The sequence below is a fragment of the Streptomyces sp. NPDC093018 genome, from assembly GCF_040684035.1.
GTDB classification, from domain to species: domain Bacteria; phylum Actinomycetota; class Actinomycetes; order Streptomycetales; family Streptomycetaceae; genus Streptomyces; species Streptomyces murinus.
The window spans coordinates 70,940-97,050 of record NZ_JBFBFF010000003.1; the positions used below are offsets into that span (position 1 = coordinate 70,940).

The following is a 26,111-nucleotide window of genomic DNA, read 5'->3' on the forward strand; positions in this document are numbered from 1 at the left end:
CCGCCGCACCATGAGCCTGATCGTGTACACGGTGGCGAGCCTGTTCACCGTGACCGCCCTGCTGATCTTCCGCCGGCCGCGCCTCGCCCTGCGGGACCCGCTGACCGCCTCCACCTGTGTGTCGATCTTCCTCGGCGGGCTCTGCTTCTTCTGCTCGGCCCCCGTCACCCTGGGCGCGGTCAACGACCTCACCCATGTCCCCAACTTCGGCGCCCCGATGACCTACAGCGTCATCTCCGCCTACAGCGCCTCCCTGCTGATCCTGCTGATCAACTGGCGCGGGGGGCCCGCCGACCGGGTGCGGAGCCAGGTGGTGCGGGTCGCCACCGTGTACAGCCTGCTGATCATCGCCGTCATCACCCTGTTCGCGCTCGCCCACGCGCCCGTCGAACGGCTGCGGGACCTCGACACCTACTACGCGAACACGCCGTACATGCGCGAGATGATCGTGCTGTATCTCCTCGGGCACGGCGCCTGCGCGCTGATCACCATCTATGTGTGCCTGCGCTGGTCCCGGGAGGTGACCGGGATCCTGCGGACCGGGCTGCGGCTCATCATGGCGGGCCTGGCCGTGGACGTGCTCGGCTTCGAGGGCGCCAAGTCGACGGCGGTCGTGGCCCGTTGGGCGGGGTACGACCTGGACCGGCTGTCCACCGGCCTGGCCCCGCGGGCCGCCGCGCTGGGCGCCCTGCTGTGCGCGGCGGGCTTCGTGCTGCCCCGGCTGCTGCCCGCGACCCTCGCCCAGTGGCGCAGCATCTGGGCCTACCGGGCGCTGGGCCCCCTGTGGGCGGAGCTGCGGCAGGTGCCGACCGCGTCCAAACCCGCCCCGCCGCGCTGGCAGTTGCCGCGCGGCCGGCTGTACTACCGCGAGCTGCGCATCCTCGACGCGCTGCTCGCCCTCCAGTCCCGCTGCGACGGCCGGGTGCGCGAGACGGCGTACCGGCAGGCCCGCGGCCAGGGCAGCCCGCCGGGCGAGGCGCACTTCATCGCGGCGGCCGCGATGGTCGTGGACGCGGCCCACCAGGCGGGGCGGCCGCGGCCCCCGGAGAGCCCCGAACCGGAGGGCGGCTCCCGGCTGCACACCGCGCTCTTCTCCGACACCGGTGAACTGGTGCGGCTGGCCAGGGCGTTGGCCGGATCACCGGTCGTCAGCGCGGCCCGCGAGGGCGCGGCACGGGCCGCCCGCGGCTGAGCGGGCCCGGCCGAGGCACCCGTCCGCCCGGTGCGGGGGGCCGGGGCGATATCTATGCGCACGTGTCACCGGGCGTCCCACCGGGACGCCTCACCAGAAGAATGGGGAACCGTGAACGCACGAAGAGCCGTTGTCATCGGGGCCGGCCCGGCCGGTCTGCTCGCCGCCGCCGCGCTCGCGCCCGCCGTGGCCGAGGTCGTCGTACTCGACCATGACGAGCTGCCCGAGGCGGCCGAGCACCGCAGGGGAGTGCCCCAGTCCCGGCACGCCCATCTGCTGATGCCCGGCGGCATGGCGGTGATGGAGGAGTTGCTCCCCGGGGCCGACCTGCGGGGGCGGCTGGTGGCGGCCGGCGCCAGGGAGACCGCGCTGAGCTCGGACCTGCTGGCACTCGCCCCGACGGGCTGGTTCCGGCGCTGGCGGCACCGCACCTTCATCACCATGACCGCGAGCAGGCCGCTCCTCGAATGGGGCGTGCGCCGGGCGGTGCTGGACACGCACCCCCGGGTCACGGTGCGCCGCGCCCGGGTGAGCGGGCTGCGCGGCAGCGCCCGCCGGGTGACCGGCGTACGGCTGGCAGACGCCGACGGCGGCCCGCCCGAGGACCTGGACGCCGACTGGGTGGTGGACGCGAGCGGCCGGGGCACCCGGCTGCTGCCCTGGCTCGACGTCCTCGGCGTGGGCGCCATCCGCGAACGCCATGTCGACAGCGGCCTGGCCAACGCCACCCGCGTCTACCGCGTCCCGCCCGGCGCCCCGGACTGGCCGATGACCCTGGTGCAGGCCGACCCCTGGAGCGGGCGGCCCGGCCGCAGCGGCATGATCGTGCCGATCGAGGACGGCAGATGGATGGTCAGCCTCGGCGGGATGCGCGGCAGCGAGCCGCCGAAGGACCCGGACGCCTTCGTCGCCTACGCGCTGAACCTGCCGAGCCCCCTGGTGGGCCGGCTGATCGAGGCCGCCGAGCCGCTCGGCCCGGTGCATGTCAGCCGCAGCACCAGCAACTCCCGCCGGTATCTGGAGGACGCGCGCCGGTGGCCGGAGCGCCTGGTGGCGATCGGGGACGCGGCGGCCACCTTCAACCCGATCTACGGGCAGGGCATGTCCGCCGCCGCGCTCGGCGCCCGCGCGCTGGCACAGGCGGTGCGCGCGTACGGCATCGAGGCGCCGGGCCTGGCCCGGCGGGTGCAGCGGGCGGTGGCCCGTGCGACCCGGGGCGCGTGGACGGCGGCCGTCAGTACCGATGTCCTCTACCCGGGGGTGGAGGGCGGCCGTCCGACGCTCGGGGACCGGCTGGCCGCCGCCTACTCCCGGCGCCTGAACCACGCGGCCACCGGCTCCTACGGCGCGGCCTGTGCCCTCTGGGACGTCACCACCCTGCGCACCGCGCCCGCCCGCCTCTTCCGCCCGGACGCCTTGCTGCACGCCCTCACCGGATCCCCGCTGCCCGCCCTGTCGGGCCCCCCGCTGACGGCCGCCGAACGGGACTTCCTGTCCGGCCTCACACCCTGGGCGTAGGGCCGCCGAAGGGCAGGTGGAGCACCCGGGAGGCGAGCAGCCAGCGCCCGCCGGTGTGGCGGAACCGGTCCTCGTAGTGCCCGATCTGCACCGGCGGCCCGGCGGGCACCAGGCCGCCGGTGCAGCCGTCGACACGGTGGGTGGAGAAGTACGACACCGCCGTCGCCACATGCGGGGAGACGACCGTGACCAGGACGTTGGACATCAGCCGCAGGGAGAGCCGGTCGGCGGGGCGCCCGCCGAAGTACTCCCGCAGCGCCGCCCGCCCCCGCACCGCGCGCCCGTCCCCGGGCGGCGGCCACTCCCAGCCTGTGTACCAGCCCAAGAGTCCTGGTCGCGAAGGGAATTCACACCGCCGCGTACGTCACCGGATCGCTCCCCGGCACCGGCTCCACCCGGCCCTGCTTGTGGAGGTGGCGCAGATGGGACTCGGCCTCCGAGACGGCGATGGTGCGGGAGGAGGGCGGGATGTCGGCCCAGGGCCGGTTCCAGCGCATCCGCTCGGCCAGCTGCCAGGGGGTGAGCGGGACGGCGAGCAGGGCGAGGAGGCCCCGCAGCCGCTCCTCGTGGTGGTCGAGCAACTCCCGTACCCGGGCGGGCGCGTCGGTGAAGGCGTGCCGGTGCGCGGGCAGCACCTCGGCGGGGGCGAGGCGGCCGACCCGCTCCAGGGAGTCGAGGTAGTCGCCGAGCGGATCGGTCACCGTCGCGTCGTCCGGATCCTCGTACAGGCCGATGTGCGGGGTGATCCCGGGCAGCATGTGATCGCCGCTGAACAGGCGGCCCCGGCCCGGGAGTTCGCCCGGATGCTCCTCCTCCAGATGCAGGCAGACATGGCCCGGGGTGTGCCCCGGGGTCCAGATCGCGCGCAGCCGGCGGCCCGGCAGATCGAGGAGTTCACCGGGGACGATCTCCCGGTCCGGCAGCGCGGGGGAGAACCGGGGCAGCTCACGGCCGCCCGCCGCGGCCGCCCGCAGCGGCGCCACCTGCTCCCGCGGCGCCCCCGCCGCCGTCAGCTTGGCGGCCATGTACGCGTACCACCGCTCGGGCCGCGCCTCGCGGGTCCTGCGCACGATCGCCGCGTCCGCCGCGTGCATCGCCACCCACGCCCCGGACGCCTCGCGCACCCGCCCGCACAGCCCGTGGTGGTCCGGGTGGTGATGGGTGACGACCACCCCGGTCACCTCCGGCACCGCGGTGCCGCAGGCGTCGAGGCCCGCCACCAGGGCGTCCCAGGACCCGGGGTCGTCCCAGCCGGTGTCGACGAGCACCGGCCCCCGGTCGGTGTCCACCACGTACACCAGCGTGTAGCCGAGCGGGTTGTCCGGGATGGGCACCCGGATCGACCGCACGCCCCCGCCGTGATCGAACGTCTGCGCCATGGCCCGCCCCTCTGCCCGCCGGTCTCCGACCCGACCATTGCCCACTATTACTGGAACTGATATCAGTTCTGATGCATCGTCAGAAAGTAGTGTGCGGCAGGCGGCGCGCTGGGAGGCAGCCATGACCGGGCTCGTGGAACACGGACAGCTGTACATCGGCGGGGAGTTGGCCGAGCCGCTGGGCGAGGACGTCATCGAGGTGATCTCCCCGCACACCGAGGAGGTCATCGGCCGGGTCCCGCACGCCTCGCGCGCGGACGTGGACCGGGCGGTGGCCGCGGCCCGCCGGGCCTTCGACGAGGGACCCTGGCCGCGCATGACCCCCGAGGAGCGGATCGGCGTCGTCACCCGGATCAAGGACGGCATCGCCGCCCGGCACGAGGAGATCGCCCGGGTGATCTCCGCCGAGAACGGCTCCCCGTACTCCTGGAGCGTCCTCGCCCAGGCGCTCGGCGCGATGATGGTGTGGGACTCCGCGATCCGCGTGGCCCGGGAGTACGTGTACGAGGAGCGGCGCGACGGCGCCCTCGGGCCGCTGCTGGTGCGCCGGGAGCCGGTCGGCGTGGTGGCGGCCGTGGTGCCGTGGAACGTGCCCCAGTTCGTCGCCGCCGCCAAGCTCGCGCCCGCGCTGCTGACCGGCTGCACCGTCGTACTCAAACCGTCCCCGGAATCCCCGCTGGACGCCTATCTGCTCGGCGAGATCGCCCGCGAGGCCGGGCTGCCCGAGGGGGTCCTGTCCATCCTGCCCGCCGACCGGGAGGTCAGCGAGTACCTGGTCGGGCATCCCGGCCTGGACAAGGTGTCCTTCACCGGGTCCCTCGCCGCCGGCAAGCGGGTGATGGCGGTCGCGGCCCGGCAACTCACCAGGGTCACACTGGAGTTGGGCGGCAAGTCGGCGGCGGTCGTACTGCCGGACGCGGACCTCGCGACGGCGGTCGCGGGGATCGTACCGGCGGCCTGGATGAACAACGGGCAGGCCTGCGTGGCCCAGACCCGCATCCTCGTGCCGCGCGCCCGCTACGACGAGTTCGCCGACGCCTTCGCCCGCGCCGCGGCCGACCTCGTGGTCGGCGACCCGCTGGACCCCGCCACCCAGGTCGGCCCGCTGGTCGCCCGCCGCCAGCAGGCGCGCAGCCTCGACTACATCCGCGTCGGCCAGGAGGAGGGTGCCAAAGTCCTCGCCGGCGGCGGCCGTCCGGCAGGCCTTGAGCGCGGCTGGTACGTCGAGCCGACCCTGTTCGGGGGCGTCGACAACGCCATGCGGATCGCCCGCGAGGAGATCTTCGGACCGGTCGTCTGCCTGCTGCCGTACGGCGACGAGCGGGAGGCCGTACGGATCGCCGACGACTCCGAGTACGGCCTCTCCGGCAGCGTATGGACCTCCGACGTCGAGCGCGGCATCGAGGTCGCCCGCCGGGTGCGCACCGGCACCTACAGCGTCAACACCTTCAGCCTGGACATGCTGGGCCCCTTCGGCGGCTACAAGAACTCCGGGATCGGGCGGGAGTTCGGGCCCGAGGGGTACGGCGCCTACCTGGAGCACAAGATGATCCACCTCCCGGCGGGGGCGTGAGCCGTGGCCGACCGCTGGCACATCGAGGTCGACCGCTCCCTGTGCATCGGCTCGGGGCAGTGCCTGCACCACGCGCCGGAGCACTTCCGCCTCGACTCCGCCCGCCAGTCCCGTCCGACGGAGCAGGACACCGACGCCGCCGAACCCGTCCTCACGGCGGCCGAGACCTGTCCCGCGGAGGCCATCTCGATCACCCTGCGGGGCAGCGGGGAGCCGGTGTTCCCGCCCGAGGAGTGAGCGGGGAGGGCCGTGCTACTCCTCCGGGGTGGTCAGGTCGATCAGCCGGCAGACCGTCTCGATGTCGATCTTCACCTGGGCGATGGAGGCACGGCCGGAGAGCCAGGTGATGAGGGCCGAGTGCCAGGTGTGCTCGATGACCCGGACGGCGGAGAGCTGTTCGGGGCCCGGGTCGTCCAGGCCCATCGCGTCCAGGATGATCGCCGTGGTCTGCCGGGACACCTGGTCCACCTCGGGGCTGACACTGCGGTCCGCGAAGGTCAGCGCGCGGACCATCGCGTCGGCCAGATGCGGCTCGCGCTGCAGGGCCCGGAAGGCCCGCATCAGGGTCTCGGCGACCCGCTCGGCCGCGGTGTCACCGGCGGGCGGCTTGCGGCGCAGGGTACCGTGCATCCGCTCCAGCTGGTCCTGCATGGTGGCCACCAGCAGATGCACCTTGGACGGGAAGTACCGGTACAGCGTGCCCAGGGCCACCTGGGAGGACTCGGCCACCTCGCGCATCTGCACCGCGTCGAACCCACCCCGGCCCGCCAGTCGCGCGCTCGCGTGCAGGATCCGGCGACGGCGGGCTTCCTGACGCTCCGTGAGGGGCGGCGAGGGGGTGCGCGACGTACTGGCTTCCGGGGGCATGGGTCCCGTTCCGTGACAATCGGTGAGGGTGTCGGTAGGGCACGTGATCAGACAGCATGGCAGGGCCGCGCGCCGTGGCGCGAATCACCTGATCCACTGCTCACAGCACCCCTACCTGCCGGTAGATTCAGAGGCTCTTGAACGATCAAGTCTGAAACTTGTTCTAGATTAGCGTCCCGTCGTAGTCTCGCGGGACAGTGCAGGCAGAAGGGGGCACAGAGTGACCGCCGAGGCCCGGGAAGCGGGTGCCCGTGAGGACTTCGCCGCCGACGGGGAGCGACCGCTCGACATCGCGCTCCTCACCTATAAAGGGAACCCGTTCTGCGGCGGGCAGGGCGTCTACGTACGGCACCTCTCGCGCGAGCTGGCCCGCCTCGGACACCGCGTCGAGGTCATCGGCTCCCAGCCCTACCCCGTGCTCGACGAGGGCTACCCCGCGCTCACCCTGACCGAGCTGCCGAGCCTCGACCTCTACCGCCAGCCCGACCCCTTCCGCACCCCCGGCCGCGGCGAGTACCGGGACTGGATCGACGCCCTCGAAGTGGGCACGATGTGGACCGGCGGCTTCCCCGAGCCGCTCACCTTCTCGCTGCGCGCCCGCCGGATGCTGCGGGCCCGGCGCGGCGACTTCGACGTCGTCCACGACAACCAGACCCTCGGCTACGGCCTCCTCGGCGACGTCGGCGCGCCGCTGGTCACCACCATCCACCACCCCATCACCGTGGACCGGCAGCTGGAACTGGACGCGGCCGAGGGCCGGCAGCGCCGGTACAGCGTGCGCCGCTGGTACGCCTTCACCCGGATGCAGAAGCGGGTCGCGCGCCGGCTGCCCTCGGTGCTCACCGTCTCCGGCAGCTCCCGGCAGGAGATCGTCGACCACCTCGGGGTGCGGCAGGACCGCATCCATGTGGTGCACATCGGCGCCGACACCGATCTGTTCGCGCCGAATCCGGCGGTGCCCGAGGTACCGGGGCGGATCGTCACCACCTCCAGCGCCGATGTGCCGCTCAAGGGGCTGGTGTTCCTCGTGGAGGCGCTGGCCAAGGTGCGCACCGAGCACCCGGCCGCGCATCTCGTCGTCGTCGGCAAGCGCCCCGAGGAGGGGCCGGTCGCCCAGGCGGTCGAACGGTACGGCCTCCAGAGCGCCGTCGAGTTCGTCAAGGGCATCTCGGACGCCGAACTGGTCGACCTGATCCGCTCCGCCGAGGTCGCCTGCGTGCCCTCGCTGTACGAGGGGTTCTCGCTGCCCGCCGCGGAGGCCATGGCCACCGGGACCCCGCTGCTCGCCACCACCGGCGGCGCGATCCCCGAGGTCGCGGGCCGCGACGGCGAGACCTGCCTCGCGGTGCCGCCCGGCGACGCGGGAGCGCTGGCGGCGGGCCTCGGCCGGCTGCTGGGCGACGCCGAGCTGCGCGCCCGGCTCGGCGCGGCGGGCCGCGAGCGGGTCCTCGCCAACTTCACCTGGGCCCGCGCGGCCCAGGGCACGGTGGCGCGGTACCGCGAGGCCATCGCCCGCTCCGCGCCCGCGTCCCGCGCCGCGGGCCCCCACCGCTCCGCGCCCCTGAACCCCGGCCGCCCCGCGGCCCCCGCCGAGGCCGCCGACGCGGCCCCGGCCGGCGTCGCCGTCGCCGCGACCCCTCCGAGTGACACCAGCGTCTATCCCGAAAGCAGGGCCACGTGCTGACCGTCGACTTCTCCCGGTTCCCCATCGCCCCGGGAGACCGCGTCCTGGACCTCGGCTGCGGAGCCGGCCGGCACGCGTTCGAGTGTTACCGGCGCGGCGCCCAGGTCGTGGCCCTCGACCAGAACGCCGAGGAAATCCGCGAGGTCACCAAGTGGTTCGCGGCGATGAAGGAGGCCGGCGAGGCCCCCGAGGGCGCCACCGCGACCGCGATGGAGGGCGACGCGCTGGCGCTGCCGTTCCCGGACGACTCGTTCGACGTGGTGATCATCTCCGAGGTGATGGAGCACATCCCCGACGACAAGGGCGTGCTCGCCGAGATGGTGCGCGTGCTGCGCCCCGGCGGCCGGATCGCGATCACCGTGCCCCGCTACGGCCCGGAGAAGGTCTGCTGGGCGCTGTCCGACGCCTACCACGAGGTCGAGGGCGGCCACATCCGCATCTACAAGGCGGACGAGCTGGTGGCGAAGGTCCGCGAAACCGGTCTGAAGCCGTACGGCAGCCACCACGCGCACGCCCTGCACGCCCCCTACTGGTGGCTGAAGTGCGCCTTCGGCGTCGACAACGACAAGGCGCTGCCGGTGCGCGCGTACCACAAGCTCCTGGTCTGGGACATCATGAAGAAGCCGCTGGCCACCCGGCTCGCCGAGCGCACCCTCAACCCGGTGATGGGCAAGAGCTTCGTGGTCTACGCGACCAAGCCGCACCTGCCCCGGCTCGCCGAGGAGGCGGCCGCCCAGTGACCACCCCCCGGACAGAACATCTCGTCCTGCCCGGAGTCCTCACCGCCGAGCAGGCCGCCGCGACCGTACGCGGCATCCTCGGCGCCCAGCGGGAGGACGGCGCGATCCCCTGGTTCCGGGGCCACCACCTGGACCCGTGGGACCACACCGAGGCCGCGATGGCCCTGGACGCGGCCGGTGAGCACGAGGCCGCCGAGCGCGCCTACCGATGGCTCGCCCGGCACCAGAACGAGGACGGCTCCTGGTACGCGGCCTACGCGGACGGCGCCCATGACGAGGTCACCGACCGCGCCCGCGAGTCCAACTTCGTGGCGTACATAGCCGTCGGCGTCTGGCACCACTACCTCTCCACGGGCGACGACACGTTCCTGGACCGCATGTGGCCCTGCGTCTACGCGGCCGTGGAATGGGTGCTCGGCCTTCAGCAGCCCGGCGGGCAGATCGGCTGGCGGCGCGACGCGGACGGGACACCGACCACGGACGCCCTGCTCACCGGCAGCTCCTCCATCCACCAGGCGCTGCGCTGTGCGCTCGCCATCGCCGAGCAGCGTGAAGAGGCGCAGCCCGACTGGGAGTTGGCGGCCGGCGCGCTGCGGCACGCGATCCGCAGGCACCCGGAGCGGTTCCTGGACAAGGACCGCTACTCGATGGACTGGTACTACCCGGTCCTCGGCGGCGCCCTGACCGGCGCGGAGGCCGAGGCACGGATAGCCGAGTCCTGGGACCGGTTCGTCGTACCCGGCCTCGGAGTGCGCTGTGTCGTACCCAATCCCTGGGTGACCGGCGGCGAGTCCTGCGAACTGGCGCTCGCGCTGTGGGCGGTGGGGGAGTCGGACCGGGCCCTGGAGATCCTGAAGTCCGTGCAGCATCTGCGGGACGCCGACTCCGGTCTGTACTGGACGGGTTACGTCTTCGACGACGAGGCGATCTGGCCGCGCGAACTGACCACCTGGACGGCGGGTTCCCTGCTGCTCGCGGTCGCCGCGCTCGGCGGTCACGAGGCGACCTGCGCGGTCTTCGGCGGCATGTACCTCCCGGCGGGCCTGGACCCGGACTGCTGCTGACCTGTCCGTCGTAGGCCCCGTCCTCCCGGCGTTTCCCCCGAGTGGCGTAACCGCGTGTGCGGAGTAACGGTGGAGAAGGAAGCTCCCCACTCGGAAAGACACGTCGGGAGGACCTCGTGCCTGTACCGATACGGCGTCTCTGCCTGGCGCTGGCCGTGTGCTGCGCCCTGGTGGCCGGTGGCACGGCCTGCGGAAACAGCAACGCCGGTTCCCACACCAACACCAAGACGGCAGTCACCGCCGCGGCGCTGAACCAGCCCGCGGCCGAGCCCAGCCCCACCACCTCCGCCGAGAAGCAGCGGTTCGCCAAGACCAGGTTCGTGGCGAACGCGGGCCTCGCGGCCGGTGCCACCTACGAGTGGATCTACAAGCCGTGGAAGGCGGGCAAGTTCAAGAAGGGTGCCCATGGCCGCAGGCTGGCCCTGGTGAAGGCCGGTGTCGCCGGTCTGTTCACCTACAACCGGCTGAAGGCCGCCGAGCGCAACGCCAAGGGCGACCCGCTGCTCTCCAAGGCCCTCGCGCCGCTGAGCAAGAGCATCGAGAACCTGAAGGACCTGCCGGCCAAGCTGCGGCACGGTGACACCGGCGCGGCGAGCGACTTCAACAACGTCATCAACAATGTGAAGGACGCGGGCAAGGGCGCGGGCGCCCCGGTCCAGAACAAGGTGCCGACGGCGGGCCAGCTCCGCAGCGGCGGCCAGTAAGTCCCCCGAAGCGCCTAGGAGTTCAGCTCCGCCAGTACGCGGAGGGTGCAGGGGTCCGGTGACAGGGCCAGCAGGTCGGTCACCGGGCCCTTTCGCCATGACTCCAGCCGCTCCGCGATCCGTTCGCGCGGACCGACCAGCGAGATCTCGTCGGCGAAGGCGTCCGGCACGGCGAGCACCGCCTCCTCCCGCCGCCCCGCCAGGAACAACTCCTGTACCCGGCGGGCCGCTTCGGGATATCCCATCCGGGCCATCAGATCGGCGTGGAAGTTCCGGGAGGCGTGTCCCATGCCGCCGATGTAGAAGCCGAGCATCGCCTTCACCGGCAGCAGCCCCTCGGCCACGTCGTCGCAGACCCGCACCCGGACCATGGGCGCCACCCGGAACCCCGCGGGCAGGTCCCGCACCGCGTCGCCGTACACCTCGGGCCGGTCCGGCGCCCAGTACAGCGGCAGCCAGCCGTCGGCGATCCGCACTGTCTGCGCCACGTTCCGGGGGCCCTCCGCGCCGAGCAGCACGGGAAGCCGGGCCCGCAGCGGATGGGTGATCGGCTTGAGCGGCTTGCCGAGCCCGGTGCCGTCCGGCCCCCGGTACGGCAGCGGATGGAACCGCCCGTCCAGTGACACCGGCGCGGTGCGGCGCAGCACCTGCCGTACGACGTCCACGTACTCCCGGGTCGCGGTCAGCGGCGACGCCGGGAACGGGCGGCCGTACCAGCCCTCCACGACCTGCGGCCCGGACAGCCCGAGCCCCAGCATCATCCGCCCGCCGGAGAGATGGTCCAGGGTGAGCGCGTGCATGGCGGTGGTGACCGGGGAGCGCGCCGCCATCTGGGCAACGGCCGTACCCAGCTTGATCGTCGAGGTCCGCGCGGCGATCCAGGTGAGCGGGGTGAAGGCGTCCGAGCCCCAGGACTCGGCGGTCCACACGGAGTCGTAACCGAGCCGTTCCGCCTCCTGGGCGAGCGGCACATGGGCGGCGTCCGGGCCGCGTCCCCAGTACCCGAGCGCGAGACCGAGCCGCATGCCCCCTCCTTCTGACGCACCGTCAGTTGAATGGCAGGGAGGCGACTGTACGACAACGGCCCCCCGCCCGGAAGGGCGAGGGGCCGTGGCCTTCGGTGTGGCTGCTCAGCCGCGCTGGATGCCCGAGGTGTCCTGGAGCACGCCGCGACGGCCGTCCTGGGTCTGGGCGATCAGCGTGGCGCCACGCTGCTCGACCGCCAAGTACCAGGTACCCGGCGCCAGTTCGGCGATCGGGGCGGGCGAACCGTCCTCCGCGAACAGCGGACGGGTCACCGGCACCGCGAACCAGAACGGCGAGAAGTCCGCCGGAGCGGCCTGCTGCGGCGCGGCACCCCCCGCGGGCGCCGGCTGCGGCGATCCGTACGGCTGACCCTGCTGCGGCTGGGCGCCGTACGGCTGCTGCGGGGCACCCTGGGTACCCTGGGCGCCCGGGTAGCCGTAACCGGCGGGCGGCTGCGCGCCGTACGGGCTCGGCGCGACCGGCTTGGGCGCCGGGACCAGCGCGCCCTGGAGCGCCGGAACCAGCGGGGCGGCGACGGCGGCACCGGCGAGGACCAGCGCGGCGATGAACCCGAGCACGAGCCCGGCGCCCGCGCTGAGCCCGGACGGCACGTCCACCAGCGTCCAGAACAGGGTCCAGGCGGAGAGGACCGTGAATGCCGTGCCCACCACGCCGAGATCCAGGCCGAGCACCTTGCGCGGCTGCGGCAGGCAGCGGTTGAGCACGATCAGTACGGCACCGATGACGGCCCCCATGTACGTGCCGAGGCCCGTCCCGAGGTTGTCCCACACGCCCTGGCTGCCCGAGTATCCGGCGGCCGAGTAGGAGTAGAGATCGAGGAACGACGCGATGAACAGCAACACCGCTGCTCCGATCACCACGCCGTCGCCTCTAGTGAGGGAGCGGATGTTCACTTCAGGTCCTTCGTGAGTCGTCTCGTCGTCGCTAGACCCTACCGTCCGCAAGATCCGGCTGTCCGGCCGGTCGAGGCCCCGGTCAGGACTCGCGCAGGAAACTCACGATTCCCTCAGACATCCCCTGCGCGGCCTTCTGCCGCCAGGAGCCGCTGGTCAGCAGGGCGGCGTCCGTGCCGTCGCGCATGTTGCCGCACTCGATGAACACCTTGGGAACCGTTGACAGATTGAGACCGCCGAGGTCCGTGCGGGTATCGAGCGCGGTGCCGTGGCCGATGTAGTTGGACGGCGGCTCCCCGGTCACCCGCCGGAAGTCCGAGGCGATGCGCTCACCCAGATCGCGCGAGGGCCCGACGATCGGCCGGGTGTCGGCACCGCCCGCGTGCACGGGGCCCGGCAGGATCACATGGAAGCCCCGGTCGCCCACCGGCGCCCCGTCGGCGTGGATCGAGATCGCCGCGTCCGCGTGCGCCTTGTTGCCGATCTCCGCCCGCTCGTCCACGCAGGGCCCCCAGTCCGGGCCCTTCTCGTCATGGGTCAGCCGCACGGTGGCACCCTGCCGCTCCAGCAGCGCGCTCAGCCGGTGCGCCACATCGAGCGTGAACCGCGCCTCCGCGTAACCGTCGTTCGTGGACGTACCGGTGGTGTCGCACTCCTTGCGGCCGTTGCCGACATCCACCTGGCGGTTGATCTCGGCCGTGTGCCGGAAGTTGTCCACGTTGTGCCCGGGGTCGATGACCACGACCTTGCCCTTGAGCGGCGCGACCGCTTTGCCGTCGGCACTCGCCGCAACGGACGGCGAACTCCGCACAACCGGCTTCGCCACACCCTTGCCCTCGCCCGACCCCCCGCCGCCCGCCGCATACGCCCCCCACCCGACCAGCCCCCCGACCACCAGGGCCCCACCGGCCACAACCATCGGCACCCGCCGGGAACGACGCTGCCGCGGGAGTTCGGATTCCGGATCTGTGTATGACACGTCAGCGACTCTAACCGGGACCTCAGATCCTCGCCCCCGTTCGTCGCAGGACCCGCAGGGAACCGGTGGTGGTGATTTCGGTGAAGGCGCCGGAGGCGAGGGCGCGGAGGTAGATGCGGTAGGGGGCCTGGCCGGTGAACTCGTCCTTCGGGTCGGGGAAGACGTCGTGGATGGCGAGCAGTCCGCCGTCGGCGAGGTGCGGGGCCCAGCCCTCGTAGTCGGCGGTGGCGTGTTCGTCGGTGTGGCCGCCGTCGATGAAGACGAAGCCCAGCGGGCCGCCCCACACCGCCGCGACCTGCGGCGACCGGCCGACCAGGGCGATCACATGCTCTTCGAGGCCCGCCTTGAACAGCGTCCGCCGGAAGGTGGGCAGCGTGTCCATCAGCCCGACCTCGGGGTCCACGGTCTCGGGGTCGTGGTAGTCCCAGCCCGGCTGCTGCTCCTCGCTGCCCCGGTGATGGTCCACGGTCAGCGCGGTCACCCCCGCCGCCCGTGCCGCGTCGGCCACCAGCACGGTCGACCGCCCGCAGTACGTCCCCACCTCCAGCAGGGGCAGCCCCAGCGCCCCCGCCTCCACCGCCGCCGCGTACAGGGCCAGCCCCTCGTCCACGGGCATGAACCCCTTGGCCGCCTCGAACGCGGCGAGAATCTCGGGCTGGGGGGCGATGACCGGCATGGGCGCCCTTTCAGTCGTACGGCAGCGTGCGCACCCCATGCTGCCGCACGTCTTTCAACAGGGGTTACGTGGGGCGCCCTGAAGGGGCGTGGGGAACCGTGCGATCGGCCACGACGCGGCGCGCGCCGCGACACAGCCGATCGCGTCACGGAGATCCGCTACAGACTCACCGTCTCGCCCGGCAGCGCGAGGTCCACATCGATCGCCCGCTCCTCACCGGAGTGCGTCGCCGCGGAAGCGAGCGGCCCATGGCCGTGCGCCCGCGCCGCGAGGACGTACGCACCCTGCGCCGGCACCGCGAGCGCATAGCGGCCCGCCTCGTCGGAGACCGCCGCCCCGGCCTGCCGGCCGCGGTGGTCGATCAGCGTCACCTTGGCGCGGGCGACGGGCACACCGGTCGCGTCCAGCACCCGCCCCCGGAACCCCCGCAGCACCTCCTCCGCCAGTTCCAGCACGGCCTCGTCCTCCTCGCTGCTGGCCCGCAGCCGCACCTGCCGCACCGGGCGGCCCGCCTTCGGCAGGAACAGGGCGAGCACCAGACCCGCCGCCACCGCCCCCGTCGCGATGAGGAACGACACCCGGAACCCGTGCATCGTCGGGATCGCCGTACCCCCCACGGTGTGCGCCGTGTTGGCGAGCACCATGCCGATGACGGCGCTCGACACGGACGTACCGATCGACCGCATCAGCGTGTTGAGCCCGTTCGCCGCGCCCGTCTCCGACGCCGGGACCGCGCCGACGATCAGCGCGGGCAGCGAGGAGTACGCCAGCCCGATGCCCGCGCCGAGGATCACGGACGTGACGATCGTCTCCCAGGCCGCCTGCATCAGGCCGAGCCCGCCGCCGTAGCCGATCGCGATGATCAGGAGGCCGATGATCAGGGTGGTCTTCGGGCCGTAGCGGGCGGAGAGACGGGCGTACACCGGCGCGGTGAACATCATCGTCAGGCCCAGCGGCGCCACACACAGACCGGCGACGACCATCGACTGGCCGAGCCCGTACCCCGTGGCCTTCGGCAGCTGGAGCAGCTGGGGCAGGACGAGCGAGACGACGTAGAACGCGACGCCGACCATGATCGAGGCCAGGTTGGTGAAGAGCACCGCGGGGCGCGCGGTGGTGCGCAGGTCGACCAGCGGCGCCTTGGCGCGCAGCTCGTACAGGCCCCACAGGAGGAGGACGACCACGGCCGCGACGAACAGGCCGAGCGTCGTCGCCGAGGACCAGCCCCAGTCGCTGCCCTTGGTGATGGGCAGCAGGAGCAGCACCAGACCGGCGGAGAGCCCGAGCGCGCCGGGCAGGTCGAAGGTGCCCGCCGCGCGCATCGGGGACTCGGGGACGGTGAGCAGGGTGAGGGCGATGGCGAGCACACCGAGGCCGGCGGCGCCGTAGAACAGCGCGTGCCAGTTCATGTGCTGGGCGACCAGCGCGGCGGCGGGCAGGGCGAGGCCGCCGCCCACGCCTATGGAGGAGCTCATCAGGGCCATCGCCGAGCCGAGCCGTTCGCGCGGCAGCATGTCCCGCATCAGGCCGATGCCGAGGGGGATCGCACCCATGGCGAAGCCCTGGAGGGTACGGCCCACGATCATGACGAGCAGCTGGCTGGTGAGCGCGCTGACCAGCGCGCCGATCACCATCACGGCGAGGCTGGCGATCAGCATGCGCCGCTTGCCGTACAGATCGCCGAGCCGGCCCATGATCGGGGTGGCGACGGCGCCGGACAGCAGGGTCGAGGTGAGCACCCAGGTGGCGTTGCTGGGCGCGGTGTGCAGCAGCAGCGGCAGGTCTTTGATGACCGGCACGAGCAGGGTCTGCATCACCGCGACCACGATGCCCGCGAAGGCGAGCACCGGGACGACGGCCCCGCTCGCCTCGCGCCGCGGTGCGTCGGTCGTCGTGTGGGTCATTGAGTGCGGCCTCCCGTAGACATAAGTGCGGGGTAAACCTCGTATGCACGGGCAACTATTCCGTTGCTTCGGGCCTCTAAAGATTATTTGACCATCCTATGGGTTTCTGAGTTGGCGTCAGGGATGGCCATGTTATGGAACGCGTTCTAGTCTGCGCGCCATGAAGGCCTATGTAGCCGGGGTCGGGATGACCAGGTTCGAGAAGCCCGAGACCCGTGACTGGCAGTACTGGGACATGGTGCGGGAGGCCGGTGGGGCCGCGCTCGCGGACGCCCGGATCGGATACGGCGAGGTGGAACAGGTTCCCGTCGGGTACTGCTTCCAGCCCTCGACCGCGGGCCAGCGCGCCGTCTACGAACTGGGGCTCACCGGCATCCCCGTCTACAACGTCAGCAACAACTGCGCCACCGGCGCCACCGCGCTGATGCTCGCCCGCCAACTGGTCGAGGGCGGCGCCGCCGACTGCGTCCTCGCCCTGGGCTTCGAGAAGATGAGCAGGGGCTCGCTCGGCGGCGGGGCCGGCTCCGGCGACCTCGCCGCCTCCCCGGTCGCCCGCCACTACGGCGTCATGGCCGCCCGGCACGGCTTCGCCCGCACCCCGCCCACCGCACAGCTCTTCGCCGCCGCGGCCCGCGAGCACCAGGAGCGCTACGGCACCACCGAGGCGCAGCTCGCCGCCGTCGCCGCCAAGAACCACCGGCACTCCGCGCACAACCCCAACGCCCAGTTCCGGGACGTGTACGACATTGCCGGGATCCTCGCCGCGCCGATGGTGCACCCGCCGCTGACCCGGCTCCAGTGCTCGCCCACCTCCGACGGCGCCGCGGCGGCCGTGGTCGTCTCCGAACGGTTCGCCGAGCGGCGGGCGCTGACCGGTCTCGTCGAGATCGCCGGTCAGGCGATGGCCACCGACACCGAGGAGACCTTCGCGTCCGGCTCCTGCATCGACGTCGTCGGACAGCCGCTGTCCCGCGCGGCCGCCCGGCAGGCGTACGACCGCGCCGGGCTCGGCATCGAGGACGTCGACGTGATCGAGCTGCACGACTGCTTCTCGGTCAACGAGCTGCTCACCTATGAGGCGTTGGGCCTGTGCGAGCCGGGGGAGTCGGGGAAGCTGGCCGAGTCCGGCGCGACGACGTACGGCGGCCGCTGGGTGGTGAACCCGTCGGGCGGACTGATCTCCAAGGGGCATCCGCTGGGCGCGACCGGACTCGCCCAGACCGCCGAACTGGTCTGGCAGCTGCGGGGCGAGGCGGGTCCGCGGCAGGTCGAGGGGGCGCGGGTGGGGCTCGCGCACAACATCGGTCTTGGCGGGGCGGCGGTGGTGACCGTACTGAAGGCGGTGTGATCAGGGCGGGCGGGGTGACGTAGTCCGCACGGAGTAGGACCCCCTGGTCCGAAATGCCGATGCAAGGACCGTAACGGGCCTGAGACCATGACATCCATGCTGGAGACCGCCGACACCCCGCCCCTCATATCCCGACGTACGACACCCCCGACCTGGCTGGTGGTGGCGCTGGCCTGCGCCGGACAGTTCCTGGTGGTGCTGGACGTCTCCGTGGTGAACGTCGCGCTGCCGTCCATGCGCACGGACCTCGGCCTCAGCGTCTCCGGCCTGCAATGGGTGGTGAACGCGTACGCGATCGCCTTCGCCGGGTTCATGCTCCTCGGCGGCCGGGCCGGCGACCTGTACGGCCGCAAGCGGATGTTCCTCGTCGGCCTCGGCCTGTTCACCCTGGCCTCGCTGGGTGGCGGCCTCGCCCAGGAGGGCTGGCAACTGCTGCTCGCCCGCGCGGTGCAGGGACTCGGCGCGGCGGTCCTCGCGCCCTCCACGCTCACCCTGCTGACCGCCGCGGTGCCCGAGGGCGCCGCCCGCGCGCGGGCCATCGCCACCTGGGCCGCGGTCGGCGCGGGCGGCGGCGCCGCGGGCGGACTCGTCGGCGGGGTCCTGGTGGACGTGCTGTCCTGGCGCTGGGTGCTGCTGATCAATGTGCCGGTCGGCGCGGTCGTACTGGCCGGCTCGCTGCGCTGGCTGGTGGAGAGCCGCGCCGGGGACCGCCGCCGCCTCGACCTGCCCGGCGCGCTGCTGGTCACCGCCGGTCTTGGCACGCTGGCGTACGGCATCTCGCGCACCCAGGAAATGGGCTGGACCGACCCGGCGAGCCTGCTGCCGCTGGCCGCCGGGGTGCTGCTGATCGCCCTGTTCCTGCTGGTCGAGGCGCGGACCCCGGGCCCGCTGATGCCGCTCGGACTGCTGCGGCGGCGCCCGGTGGCCTCGGCGAACGCGGCGATGCTGGTGTCCGGTTCGGCGATGTTCTGCATGTGGTACTTCATGACGCTGTACGCGCAGAACGTGCTCGGCTACTCCCCGCTGGCGGCCGGTGCCGCGCTCGTGCCCAGCTCGCTCGCCGTGATCATCGGCTCCAAGGTGGCGCCGCGGCTGATGCGGACGGCGGGGCCGCGCTTCGTGGCGGTGCTCGGCACGCTGATCGGCGCGAGCGGATTCGCCTGGCAGTCCACGATGAGCGCGCACGAGGCGTATGTCACCGCGATCATGTGTCCGGGCATCCTGATGATGCTGGGCGGCGGTCTGGCGATGACCCCGCTGGCCGCGCTGGCGACCTCGGGGGCGGCGGTCGGCGAGGCCGGGGTGGTCTCGGGCCTGGTCAACACCTCGCGCACGATGGGCGGTTCGCTCGGTCTCGCGGTGATGTCGACCATCGCCGCGTCCGGCACGGGCACCGGCACCGGGCCCCAGGCCCTGACCGACGGCTATGCGCTGGCCTTCCGGGCCTCCACGGCGGTGCTGCTGGGCGGGGCGGTGCTGATGGCGCTGTGGCTGCCGCGCCATCTGCCGCAGAAGTGAGCGTCCGCCGGGGGCGGCTCCGTCCGCACCGGTCTCACAGCCACCCCTGCTGACGGGCCTCCCGCACCGCCTCCGCGCGGTTGCGGGTGCCGGTCTTGCCGATGGCCGAGGACAGGTAGTTGCGCACGGTGGACTCGGACAGATGCAGCCGGCCCGCGACATCGGCGACGGTCGCCCCGTCCACGGACGCCGTCAGCACCTCGCGTTCGCGCGGGGTGAGCGGATTCGGCCCGGCGCTGAGCGCGGCCGTCGCCAGCGCCGGATCGACCACGGTCTCCCCGGCCAGCACCCGCCGCACCGCCGCCGCCAGCTCCTCCACCGGCCCGTCCTTGACCAGGAACCCGGCCGCCCCGGCCTCCAGGGCCCGGCGCAGATACCCCGGCCGCCCGAAGGTCGTCAGGATCAGCACCCGGCAGCCCGGCGCCCGCGTCCGCAGCTCCTCCGCCGCGTCGAGCCCGCTCATCCCGGGCAGCTCGATGTCCAGCAGCGCGACATCCGGCTGGTGCCGGAGCACGGCGGCCACGACGGCGTCCCCCGCGGCCACCTGCGCCACGACCTCGATGTCCGCCTCCATCCCGAGCAGCAGGGCGAGCGCGCCGCGCATCATGCCCTGGTCCTCGGCGAGCAGAACCCGGATCGCCCCCCGGGGTGTCTCGTTCATGGGGTCAGCGTACGGCCGACCGCCTCACGAAGGATCCGGCGCCGCCGCCAGCTCCTGCGCCACCAGCGGGAGTTCCGCCGTCACCGTGAACCCGCCGCGTGCCGCGGGGCCCGCCGTGAGGGAGCCGCCCGCGGCGGCCAGGCGTTCGGTGAGGCCCGTGAGGCCGGTGCCGCCGATGCCCGGGGCGGGGCGGCTGACCGGGGTGCCGGAGCCGTCGTCGGTGACCGTCAGCCGGACACGTTCCGCGGCGCCCGCCACGGCGATCTCGCAGCGGCCCGCGTCGCTGTGCCGGATCACATTGGTGACCGCCTCCCGGACCACCCAGCCCAGCAGGGCCTCCGTCTGCGGCGCGAGGGGAGTGCCGGACCTGCGGAAGACCGGCTCGACGCCCGCCGCCGTCAACGCCGAACGGGCGCGGTCCAGTTCGGTCGAGAGGCTGCCCTCGCGATAGCCGGTGACCGCCTCCCGGATCTCGGTCAGCGCCTGCCGGCCCACCGACTCGATGTCCGTGATCTGGCCCAGCGCCGCGTCCATGTCGCGCGGGGCCAGCCGACGGGCCGCCTCCGACTTCACCACGATCACCGACAGGGTGTGGCCCAGCAGATCGTGCAGATCGCGGGAGAAGCGCGCCCGCTCCTGCTCCACCGCGCGCCGGGCCAGTTCCTCACGGGCGGCACGCAACTCCCGTACCGCCTCGGACAGTCCGAGGATCGCGGCGGTCACCATGGTGGAAAGGAACGTGGCGTAACCGATGTTCGTCGCGTCCGACCAGTCGCCGCGCACCCCGGACAGCGCGGCCGCGTAGACCGCCAGCAGAATCCCCGAGCGGCCCAGCCACGGCCCGCGCAGGGCGGCGCCCGTGGCCAGGCCGAGCAGCGGGAAGAACATCAGCCAGTTGCCGCCGTAGCCGACCGCCAGACCCGTGGTCAGCAGGCCCATCAGCAGCAGCGCCACCCGGGTGCGCGGCTCCTCGCGCCTGGCCCGGTCGAAGGAGCGGAAGGTGACGTAGATGTACAGGGTGTTGAAGGCGAACAGACCCAGTCCGCCGATCAGCGGGTCCGGGGTCCGGCCCTGGAGCAGATTGGCGAAGGCCCCCATCCCCATCAGCAGCCAGGGCAGCAGCGCGAAGCCGGTGGGCGGCGGCCCGGGATCGCTGAGGGCCGGAGTCTCGCCCCGCTTCCGTGCGTCCCGCGAGGCGGCCTTGAACCGCTCGTTCTCCGCCTTCCAGCGCTCCAGCTCCGCCTTCCACTCCAGCCGCGCCGCCTGCCAGGCCCGCGCCTGGCACCGCACCCTCCGCCATCCCGACATATTTACGTTCCCCCAGGTCAGACGGTTCCCGCCCGGCGGCGGTACGACAGCACAGCGTACGATCCGAACACCAGCAGCCAGCCCGTCAGTATGGTGATCGCACCGGCACCGGGGGCGTGCCCCTCCGCGACCGCGCCGCCCAGCTCGGCGAACCGGTCGGTCGGCGTGTACACCGAGACCGCCCGCAGCCACCCGGGGAACAGCGTGGTCGGGAACCACAGCCCGCCCAGCACGGCCAGACCCAGATTGCACACCATGTTGGCCACACCCGTGGCGGGACCGGTCAGCCGGTAGCCGTTGCCGAGGCCCAGCAGCGTGAACGGCACCGAGCCCAGCCACAGCAGCAGCGCGACCGCCGCCCACTGCCACACCGCGAGCCGCACCCCGTTGACCAGGCCGCCCGCCGCCAGCACGGCGACGATCGAGGGCAGCACCGTCACCACACCGGTCAGGGTCCGCCCGGCCACCACCTCGCGCGGGGTCATCGGCGTCACCCGCAGCTGCCGCAGCCAGCCCACCGCGCGGTCCTCGGCGACCGCGCCGCCGGTGTTCAGGGCGGAGCCGACGGCGCCGTACGCCGCCATGCCGACCATCGCCGCCGTACGCCAAGAACCGTCGTTCTCACCGATGTTGGTGAACAGCAGGTACATCATGACGGGCATCAGGATCCCGCCGATCACAAATCCCAGGTCGCGCAGGGTGCGACGGATCTCCAGGCGGACGTAGGCGAGCATCACAGGGCCTTCGCGGTGTCGAGGGGAACGGATATCCGGTGCTCCGGGCCGGTGCCGCGCTCCGCCGGCGACGTGAGCGCCAGGAACGCGTCGTCCAGCGACGCCGGAGCCACCTCCAGCCGCCGGATCGCGCCCAGTTCGGCCAGGGCGATCACCGTCGCGTCGGAGTCGTCCGTGCGCAGCCGGACCCGGTCGCCGGCCACCTCCAGGGAGCGCACACCGGGCAGCAGGGCGAGGGCGTCCGGGGTGCGGCCGGCGAGGTCGACGCAGACCAGGCTGCCGCCCGCGGCCCGCCGCAGCTCCTCGCTCGTGCCGTCCGCGACGATCCGGCCCCGGTCCATCACCACGATCCGGTCGGCGAAGGAGTCCGCCTCCTCCAGATAGTGGGTGGAGAAGAGCACGGTGTGCCCGCGCCGGGCGTACCCGCGCATCGACTCCCAGAACACATGCCGCGCCTCCACGTCCAGCGCCGCCGTCGGCTCGTCGAGGACCAGCAGCGAGGGATCGCCCGCAAGCGCCACCGCGAACCGCACTCTCTGCACCTGCCCGCCGGACAGCCGGTCCACCCGGCGCCCGGCCAGCGCGGAGATCCCGGCCAGCTCCAGGGCCCGGGGGACCGGCATCGGCGCCGGATAGCGCGAGGCCACGAAGCCGACCAGCTCACCCACGGTGACCCGGGGCACCGGCCGGGCGTCCTGGAGCATCGCGCCCACCCGGCCGGCCCGCACCGCGCGCTCCGGCTCGGCCCCGAACAGCTCCACCCGGCCGGCGTCCGGCGGGTACAGCCCCAGCAGCATCCCGATGGTGGTCGACTTGCCGGCGCCGTTGCGGCCCAGCAGGGCCACGGTCTCACCGCGCCCGATCCTCAGGTCCACCCCGTCCACGGCGCGCACGGATCCAAATGCCCGGACGGCCCCCGTGAAGGACACGGCGGTGGGGCCCTCGCCCCTGTCCTCGTCCCTGTCCTCGTCCCTCTGTGTCATGCCTACGACGGTAGAAGCCGGACCCGGCGCCCCGGCAGAGGCGGTTGTACGGACTCCGGCAGTACAAATGTCACGGGCCCCACCGCGAGCTGACGTACCGTCAGGAGCCTTCACAACTGCGGAGGGCTGGGCTATACAGGGGGCGCCGGACTGGAACGCGTTCTAGGCCCGTCGACCGTGCGGCGCACCCCCGTCGGCCGTACGGCGTTCCGCGTCCGCCCGTGGCGACCTCGGCGCGGCCGACGGTGCGGACGACCGCGCCGAGGTCTCGATACCTCTTTGGAGCCCCATGCCCATCGACGCAGCCAAGGCCCTCGCCGCCGAACCCCGCTCGGGTGAGATCACCTGGACCGCGAAGGACGTCCAGCTCTACCACCTGGGCATCGGCGCGGGCCGCCCCGCCACCGACCCGGACGAGCTGCGCTACACACTGGAGTCCCGGCTGCATGTGCTGCCGAGCTTCGCCACCGTCGCGGGCGCCGGCAAGCCCGGGGTGACCGGCGGGCTGTCCATGCCGGGCGTCGACGTCGATCTGGCCAGGGTGCTGCACGGCGGACAGACCCTGCGGGTGCACCGGCCGATCCCGGCCCGGGGCAGCGCCACGGCCATGTCCCGGATCGCGGCGGTGTACGACAAGGGCAAGGCGGCCGTCCTGGTGCTGCGCACCGAAGTCGGCGACGCCGAGGGCCCGTTGTGGACCAATGACGCGCAGATCTTCGTCCGGGGCGAGGGCGGCTGGGGCGGCGACCGGGGCCCCTCGGCCCGCCTGCCGGAGCCGGGCGGCGAGCCGGACCGTACCGTCGAGCGCCCGATCCGCCCCGACCAGGCCCTGCTCTACCGGCTCTCCGGCGACCTCAACCCGCTGCACGCCGACCCCGAGTTCGCCAAGCTCGCCGGGTTCGACCGGCCCATCCTGCACGGGCTGTGCACCTACGGCATGACGCTCAAGGCCGTGGCCGACACCCTCCTCGACGGCGATGTGGGCCGGGTGCGGTCGTACACCACCCGGTTCGCGGGCGTCGTCTTCCCGGGCGAGACCCTGCGCATCCGCATGTGGCGCGAGGCGGCGGACCGGGTGCGGGTCGCCGTCAGCGCCGCCGAACGGGACGACGCGCCGGTGCTCGCGGACACCGTCGTCGAACACTCCTGAACCCGGTACCGCCAGCACCGCCTTTATCACCCAGTACTGCCCAGTACCGCCTGTATCGAGGGGAGTCACGGCATGCGCGCAGCCGTACTGCACGAGATCGGCCAGGACAAGCTCGACGTCCTCGACGACATCGAGACGGCCGGATTTGGCCCGGGCAAGGTCCGTATCAGGGTGCGGGCCACCGGGCTGTGCCACTCGGACCTGTCCGCGATGAACGGCGTACTGCCCCAGCCCGCACCCTTCGTACCGGGCCATGAGGGCGCCGGTGAGGTGCTCGAAGTAGGCGAAGGCGTACGGCACTTGAAGCCGGGCGACCGGGTGGTCGTCTGCTGGCTGCCCGCCTGTGGCGGCTGCCCGGCGTGCCGGCGCGGCCAGACCGAGCTGTGCCTGGCCGGGTTCATGAACGCGGGCACCCCCAACTTCCGCCGCCCCGGCGGCGATGTCTTCGGCTTCGCGGGCACCGGCACCTTCGCCGAGGAGGTCGTCCTGGACGCCGGCTGCGCCGTCCCGCTCCCGGACGACGTGCCGTACGACATCGCCGCCCTGATCGGCTGCGGTGTCACCACCGGACTCGGCGCCGCCCTCAACACCGCCGATCTGGCGGCCGGTTCATCGGTGGCCGTCATCGGCTGCGGAGGCGTCGGCATCTCCGCGATCCAGGGGGCGCGGCTGAAGGGCGCCGCCGAGATCGTCGCCGTCGACCCGGTGCCCGCCCGCCGCGAGGCCGCCCTCCGCTTCGGCGCCACCAGGGCCGTTTCCCCCGACGGGCTGGCCGAGGCCAGGCAGCAGGTCACCGGCGGCGAGGGCTTCGATTACGTCTTCGAGGTCGTCGGCAGGTCCGCGACGGCCCGCACCGCCTACGAGAACACCCGGCGCGGCGGCACCCTCGTGGTGGTGGGCGCCGGGGCCATGGACGACTTCCTCCAACTCAACATGTTCGAGCTGTTCTTCGACGAGAAGCGCATCCTGCCGTCCCTCTACGGCGGCGGGGACGTGGTCCGTTCCTACGAGCGCGCCATCGCCCTGTGGCGGGCCGGCCGGATCGATCTGGCCGGGCTGATCACCCACCGGGTACCGCTCGCCGCGGTCAACGAGGCACTGGACCAGATGCGTACCGGGACCGCCCTGCGTACGTGCATCGAGATCTGAGGAACGCCGCCCATGACACTGCCACTTCAGGGGCTGTCCGCCGTCGTCACCGGGGCCGGGCGCGGGCTCGGCCGGGTCGAGGCCCTCGAACTCGCCCGCCTCGGCGCGGCCGTCGTCGTCAACGACCACGGCCGCCCGGGCCGGGACGGGACCGGGGACGCCTCCGCCGGACCCGCCGAACAGGTCGTCGCCGAGATCCGCGACACCCTCGGCGGCACCGCCCTCGCGCACACCGGGGACGTCGCCGACTCCGAACAGGCCGGCGAACTCATAGAGTTGGCGATCCGCTCGTTCGGCAAGCTGGACATCCTCGTCAACAACGCGGGCATCCTGCGCGACCGCATGGTCTTCTCCATGACCGAGGACGAGTGGGACTCGGTGCTCCGCGTCCATCTCAAGGGGCACTTCAACACCACCCGCTTCGCCGCCGCGCACTGGCGCCGGCGCTCCAAGGCCGCCGGGGAACCGGTCTACGGGCGGATCATCAACACCTCCTCGGAAGCCTTCCTCGCCGGATCCGCCGGACAGCCCAACTACGCGGCCGCCAAGGGCGGGATCGTCGGCCTCACCACCTCCACGGCCCTCGCCCTCGCCAAGTACGGCGTCACCGCCAACGCCATCTGCCCGCGCGCCCGCACCCGGATGACCGAGGACGTCTTCGCGGGTCTGAAGGCGCCGGACGAGGGCCTCGATCCGCTCGCCCCCGAGCATGTCGCCCCGCTCGTCGGCTACTTGGCCGCACCGGCCGCCGCCCGCGTCAACGGGCAGCTGCTCGTGGTGCACGGCGGCATGGTGGCGATCGTCGAACGACCCAGGGTCCGCGAGCAGTTCGACAGCAAGCAGGAGACGTTCACCTACGACGAACTCGACGCGCTGCTCACCCCGCACTACGCGGGGCGGCCGCCGGGGGAGACGTTCGCGGCGGCGGAGGTGCTGGCCCTGAAGCGCGGGCGGTAGAGCCGGGCGGCATGAGAAGAGGGGGCACCCTGGCGGGCGCCCCCTCTTCCGCTCACTGCCTTCAGGCAGCCGCCTCGGTGGTC

The 26,111-nt window shown here is 73.0% G+C and carries 24 protein-coding genes and 1 pseudogene; 13 read left to right on the forward strand and 12 right to left on the reverse strand.

Features of this window, described 5'->3' with window-relative positions; translation table 11 throughout:
- Positions 1–10: 10 nt before the first annotated feature.
- Together AB0N90_RS07585 and AB0N90_RS07590 are read left to right on the forward strand one after the other, a co-directional pair.
- The gene (locus AB0N90_RS07585; RefSeq protein ID WP_365193733.1) at positions 11–1,192 is read left to right on the forward strand and encodes an MAB_1171c family putative transporter; all 1,182 of its coding nucleotides are present in this window, start codon (positions 11–13) and stop codon (positions 1,190–1,192) included.
- A 111-nt stretch (positions 1,193–1,303) separates the two neighbouring features.
- The gene (locus tag AB0N90_RS07590; RefSeq protein ID WP_365193736.1) at positions 1,304–2,710 is read left to right on the forward strand and encodes an FAD-dependent monooxygenase; all 1,407 of its coding nucleotides are present in this window, start codon (positions 1,304–1,306) and stop codon (positions 2,708–2,710) included.
- Here AB0N90_RS07590 and AB0N90_RS07595 read toward each other — a convergent pair.
- Positions 2,694–3,017: pseudogene (locus tag AB0N90_RS07595) on the reverse strand (nuclear transport factor 2 family protein); the annotation flags it as partial. The gene AB0N90_RS07590 and the pseudogene AB0N90_RS07595 overlap by 17 nt on opposite strands.
- A gap of 40 nt (positions 3,018–3,057) precedes the next feature.
- On the reverse strand, positions 3,058–4,089 hold the full coding sequence (locus AB0N90_RS07600; RefSeq protein ID WP_365193739.1) for an MBL fold metallo-hydrolase: 1,032 nt from the start codon (positions 4,087–4,089) through the stop codon (positions 3,058–3,060).
- A gap of 121 nt (positions 4,090–4,210) precedes the next feature.
- Here AB0N90_RS07600 and AB0N90_RS07605 point away from each other — a divergent pair, with 121 nt between their 5' ends.
- Complete coding sequence (locus AB0N90_RS07605) at positions 4,211–5,662, forward strand: aldehyde dehydrogenase (RefSeq protein ID WP_365193741.1); 1,452 nt, start codon at positions 4,211–4,213, stop codon at positions 5,660–5,662.
- Positions 5,663–5,665: 3 nt separating this feature from the next.
- Positions 5,666–5,899, forward strand: a complete 234-nt coding sequence (locus AB0N90_RS07610; protein WP_361667569.1) for a ferredoxin — start codon at positions 5,666–5,668, stop codon at positions 5,897–5,899.
- Between the two features lie 15 nt (positions 5,900–5,914).
- Here the strand turns inward: AB0N90_RS07610 and AB0N90_RS07615 are convergent, their stop codons facing one another.
- Positions 5,915–6,529 (reverse strand): TetR family transcriptional regulator, encoded by a 615-nt coding sequence (locus AB0N90_RS07615; RefSeq protein WP_365193742.1) that lies wholly within the window; start codon positions 6,527–6,529, stop codon positions 5,915–5,917.
- 220 nt (positions 6,530–6,749) lie between these two features.
- Between AB0N90_RS07615 and AB0N90_RS07620 the strand changes: the two genes are divergently transcribed.
- The 4 genes from AB0N90_RS07620 to AB0N90_RS07635 all read left to right on the forward strand — a co-directional run bounded on the left by AB0N90_RS07620 (position 6,750) and on the right by AB0N90_RS07635 (position 10,721).
- A complete protein-coding gene (locus AB0N90_RS07620; RefSeq protein ID WP_365193743.1) occupies positions 6,750–8,213 on the forward strand; it encodes a glycosyltransferase family 4 protein in 1,464 nt (487 codons plus the stop codon).
- A complete protein-coding gene (locus tag AB0N90_RS07625) occupies positions 8,207–8,953 on the forward strand; it encodes a class I SAM-dependent methyltransferase (RefSeq protein ID WP_361667562.1) in 747 nt (248 codons plus the stop codon). Before AB0N90_RS07620 ends, AB0N90_RS07625 begins: the two co-directional genes overlap by 7 nt.
- The gene (locus AB0N90_RS07630; RefSeq protein WP_365193745.1) at positions 8,950–10,017 is read left to right on the forward strand and encodes a prenyltransferase; all 1,068 of its coding nucleotides are present in this window, start codon (positions 8,950–8,952) and stop codon (positions 10,015–10,017) included. Before AB0N90_RS07625 ends, AB0N90_RS07630 begins: the two co-directional genes overlap by 4 nt.
- A 116-nt stretch (positions 10,018–10,133) precedes the next feature.
- The gene (locus AB0N90_RS07635) at positions 10,134–10,721 is read left to right on the forward strand and encodes a hypothetical protein (protein WP_086806495.1); all 588 of its coding nucleotides are present in this window, start codon (positions 10,134–10,136) and stop codon (positions 10,719–10,721) included.
- 14 nt (positions 10,722–10,735) lie between these two features.
- Here AB0N90_RS07635 and AB0N90_RS07640 read toward each other — a convergent pair whose 3' ends face one another.
- The 5 genes from AB0N90_RS07640 to AB0N90_RS07660 form a co-directional block, all read right to left on the reverse strand.
- Positions 10,736–11,746 (reverse strand): LLM class F420-dependent oxidoreductase, encoded by a 1,011-nt coding sequence (locus AB0N90_RS07640; protein ID WP_365193748.1) that lies wholly within the window; start codon positions 11,744–11,746, stop codon positions 10,736–10,738.
- Positions 11,747–11,851: 105 nt separating this feature from the next.
- Entirely contained in the window at positions 11,852–12,628 is a 777-nt protein-coding gene (locus tag AB0N90_RS07645) for a hypothetical protein (RefSeq protein WP_365193750.1), read from the reverse strand.
- 115 nt (positions 12,629–12,743) lie between these two features.
- The gene (locus AB0N90_RS07650; RefSeq protein ID WP_365193752.1) at positions 12,744–13,640 is read right to left on the reverse strand and encodes an N-acetylmuramoyl-L-alanine amidase; all 897 of its coding nucleotides are present in this window, start codon (positions 13,638–13,640) and stop codon (positions 12,744–12,746) included.
- Between the two features lie 22 nt (positions 13,641–13,662).
- On the reverse strand, positions 13,663–14,316 hold the full coding sequence (locus tag AB0N90_RS07655) for a class I SAM-dependent methyltransferase (protein ID WP_365193754.1): 654 nt from the start codon (positions 14,314–14,316) through the stop codon (positions 13,663–13,665).
- 158 nt (positions 14,317–14,474) lie between these two features.
- Positions 14,475–16,220 carry an MFS transporter gene (locus tag AB0N90_RS07660; RefSeq protein WP_365193756.1) on the reverse strand — a complete coding sequence of 582 codons (1,746 nt, stop codon included), beginning with the start codon at positions 16,218–16,220 and terminating at the stop codon, positions 14,475–14,477.
- A gap of 160 nt (positions 16,221–16,380) precedes the next feature.
- Here AB0N90_RS07660 and AB0N90_RS07665 point away from each other — a divergent pair, with 160 nt between their 5' ends.
- Positions 16,381–17,568: a beta-ketoacyl synthase N-terminal-like domain-containing protein gene (locus AB0N90_RS07665; RefSeq protein WP_365193758.1), complete on the forward strand. Its 1,188-nt coding sequence runs from the start codon at positions 16,381–16,383 to the stop codon at positions 17,566–17,568.
- An 87-nt stretch (positions 17,569–17,655) separates the two neighbouring features.
- On the forward strand, positions 17,656–19,086 hold the full coding sequence (locus tag AB0N90_RS07670; protein ID WP_365193759.1) for an MFS transporter: 1,431 nt from the start codon (positions 17,656–17,658) through the stop codon (positions 19,084–19,086).
- Positions 19,087–19,120: 34 nt separating this feature from the next.
- Here the strand turns inward: AB0N90_RS07670 and AB0N90_RS07675 are convergent, their stop codons facing one another.
- From AB0N90_RS07675 to AB0N90_RS07690, 4 genes are read right to left on the reverse strand one after another with little or no spacing between them, the layout of a single operon-like run.
- On the reverse strand, positions 19,121–19,747 hold the full coding sequence (locus AB0N90_RS07675; RefSeq protein WP_365193761.1) for a response regulator transcription factor: 627 nt from the start codon (positions 19,745–19,747) through the stop codon (positions 19,121–19,123).
- 24 nt (positions 19,748–19,771) lie between these two features.
- Entirely contained in the window at positions 19,772–21,055 is a 1,284-nt protein-coding gene (locus AB0N90_RS07680) for a histidine kinase (protein ID WP_361667533.1), read from the reverse strand.
- 17 nt (positions 21,056–21,072) lie between these two features.
- A complete protein-coding gene (locus AB0N90_RS07685; RefSeq protein ID WP_365193765.1) occupies positions 21,073–21,789 on the reverse strand; it encodes an ABC transporter permease in 717 nt (238 codons plus the stop codon).
- The gene (locus AB0N90_RS07690; protein ID WP_365193768.1) at positions 21,789–22,772 is read right to left on the reverse strand and encodes an ABC transporter ATP-binding protein; all 984 of its coding nucleotides are present in this window, start codon (positions 22,770–22,772) and stop codon (positions 21,789–21,791) included. Before AB0N90_RS07690 ends, AB0N90_RS07685 begins: the two co-directional genes overlap by 1 nt.
- A 289-nt stretch (positions 22,773–23,061) precedes the next feature.
- On the opposite strand from AB0N90_RS07690, the gene AB0N90_RS07695 reads away from it, so the two are divergent.
- From AB0N90_RS07695 to AB0N90_RS07705, 3 genes are all read left to right on the forward strand, one after another.
- Positions 23,062–23,922, forward strand: a complete 861-nt coding sequence (locus AB0N90_RS07695) for a MaoC/PaaZ C-terminal domain-containing protein (protein ID WP_365193771.1) — start codon at positions 23,062–23,064, stop codon at positions 23,920–23,922.
- A gap of 72 nt (positions 23,923–23,994) precedes the next feature.
- Complete coding sequence (locus AB0N90_RS07700) at positions 23,995–25,071, forward strand: Zn-dependent alcohol dehydrogenase (protein ID WP_365193774.1); 1,077 nt, start codon at positions 23,995–23,997, stop codon at positions 25,069–25,071.
- Positions 25,072–25,083: 12 nt separating this feature from the next.
- Positions 25,084–26,028: a 3-oxoacyl-ACP reductase gene (locus AB0N90_RS07705; RefSeq protein WP_365193776.1), complete on the forward strand. Its 945-nt coding sequence runs from the start codon at positions 25,084–25,086 to the stop codon at positions 26,026–26,028.
- The last annotated feature ends 83 nt before the right edge of the window (positions 26,029–26,111 follow it).

Bases quoted from the DNA above. Each gene is read 5' to 3' on its own strand.
- AB0N90_RS07705 (WP_365193776.1), top strand. From the start codon at position 25,084: ATGACACTGCCACTTCAGGGGCTGTCCGCCGTCGTCACCGGGGCCGGG.
- AB0N90_RS07665 (WP_365193758.1), top strand. From the start codon at position 16,381: ATGAAGGCCTATGTAGCCGGGGTCGGGATGACCAGGTTCGAGAAGCCC.
- AB0N90_RS07700 (WP_365193774.1), top strand. From the start codon at position 23,995: ATGCGCGCAGCCGTACTGCACGAGATCGGCCAGGACAAGCTCGACGTC.
- AB0N90_RS07685 (WP_365193765.1), bottom strand. From the start codon at position 21,789: ATGCTCGCCTACGTCCGCCTGGAGATCCGTCGCACCCTGCGCGACCTG.
- AB0N90_RS07615 (WP_365193742.1), bottom strand. From the start codon at position 6,529: ATGCCCCCGGAAGCCAGTACGTCGCGCACCCCCTCGCCGCCCCTCACG.
- AB0N90_RS07605 (WP_365193741.1), top strand. From the start codon at position 4,211: ATGACCGGGCTCGTGGAACACGGACAGCTGTACATCGGCGGGGAGTTG.
- AB0N90_RS07670 (WP_365193759.1), top strand. From the start codon at position 17,656: ATGACATCCATGCTGGAGACCGCCGACACCCCGCCCCTCATATCCCGA.
- AB0N90_RS07655 (WP_365193754.1), bottom strand. From the start codon at position 14,316: ATGCCGGTCATCGCCCCCCAGCCCGAGATTCTCGCCGCGTTCGAGGCG.
- AB0N90_RS07680 (WP_361667533.1), bottom strand. From the start codon at position 21,055: ATGTCGGGATGGCGGAGGGTGCGGTGCCAGGCGCGGGCCTGGCAGGCG.
- AB0N90_RS07585 (WP_365193733.1), top strand. From the start codon at position 11: ATGAGCCTGATCGTGTACACGGTGGCGAGCCTGTTCACCGTGACCGCC.
- AB0N90_RS07690 (WP_365193768.1), bottom strand. From the start codon at position 22,772: ATGACACAGAGGGACGAGGACAGGGACGAGGACAGGGGCGAGGGCCCC.
- AB0N90_RS07695 (WP_365193771.1), top strand. From the start codon at position 23,062: ATGCCCATCGACGCAGCCAAGGCCCTCGCCGCCGAACCCCGCTCGGGT.
- AB0N90_RS07600 (WP_365193739.1), bottom strand. From the start codon at position 4,089: ATGGCGCAGACGTTCGATCACGGCGGGGGCGTGCGGTCGATCCGGGTG.
- AB0N90_RS07640 (WP_365193748.1), bottom strand. From the start codon at position 11,746: ATGCGGCTCGGTCTCGCGCTCGGGTACTGGGGACGCGGCCCGGACGCC.
- AB0N90_RS07675 (WP_365193761.1), bottom strand. From the start codon at position 19,747: ATGAACGAGACACCCCGGGGGGCGATCCGGGTTCTGCTCGCCGAGGAC.
- AB0N90_RS07660 (WP_365193756.1), bottom strand. From the start codon at position 16,220: ATGACCCACACGACGACCGACGCACCGCGGCGCGAGGCGAGCGGGGCC.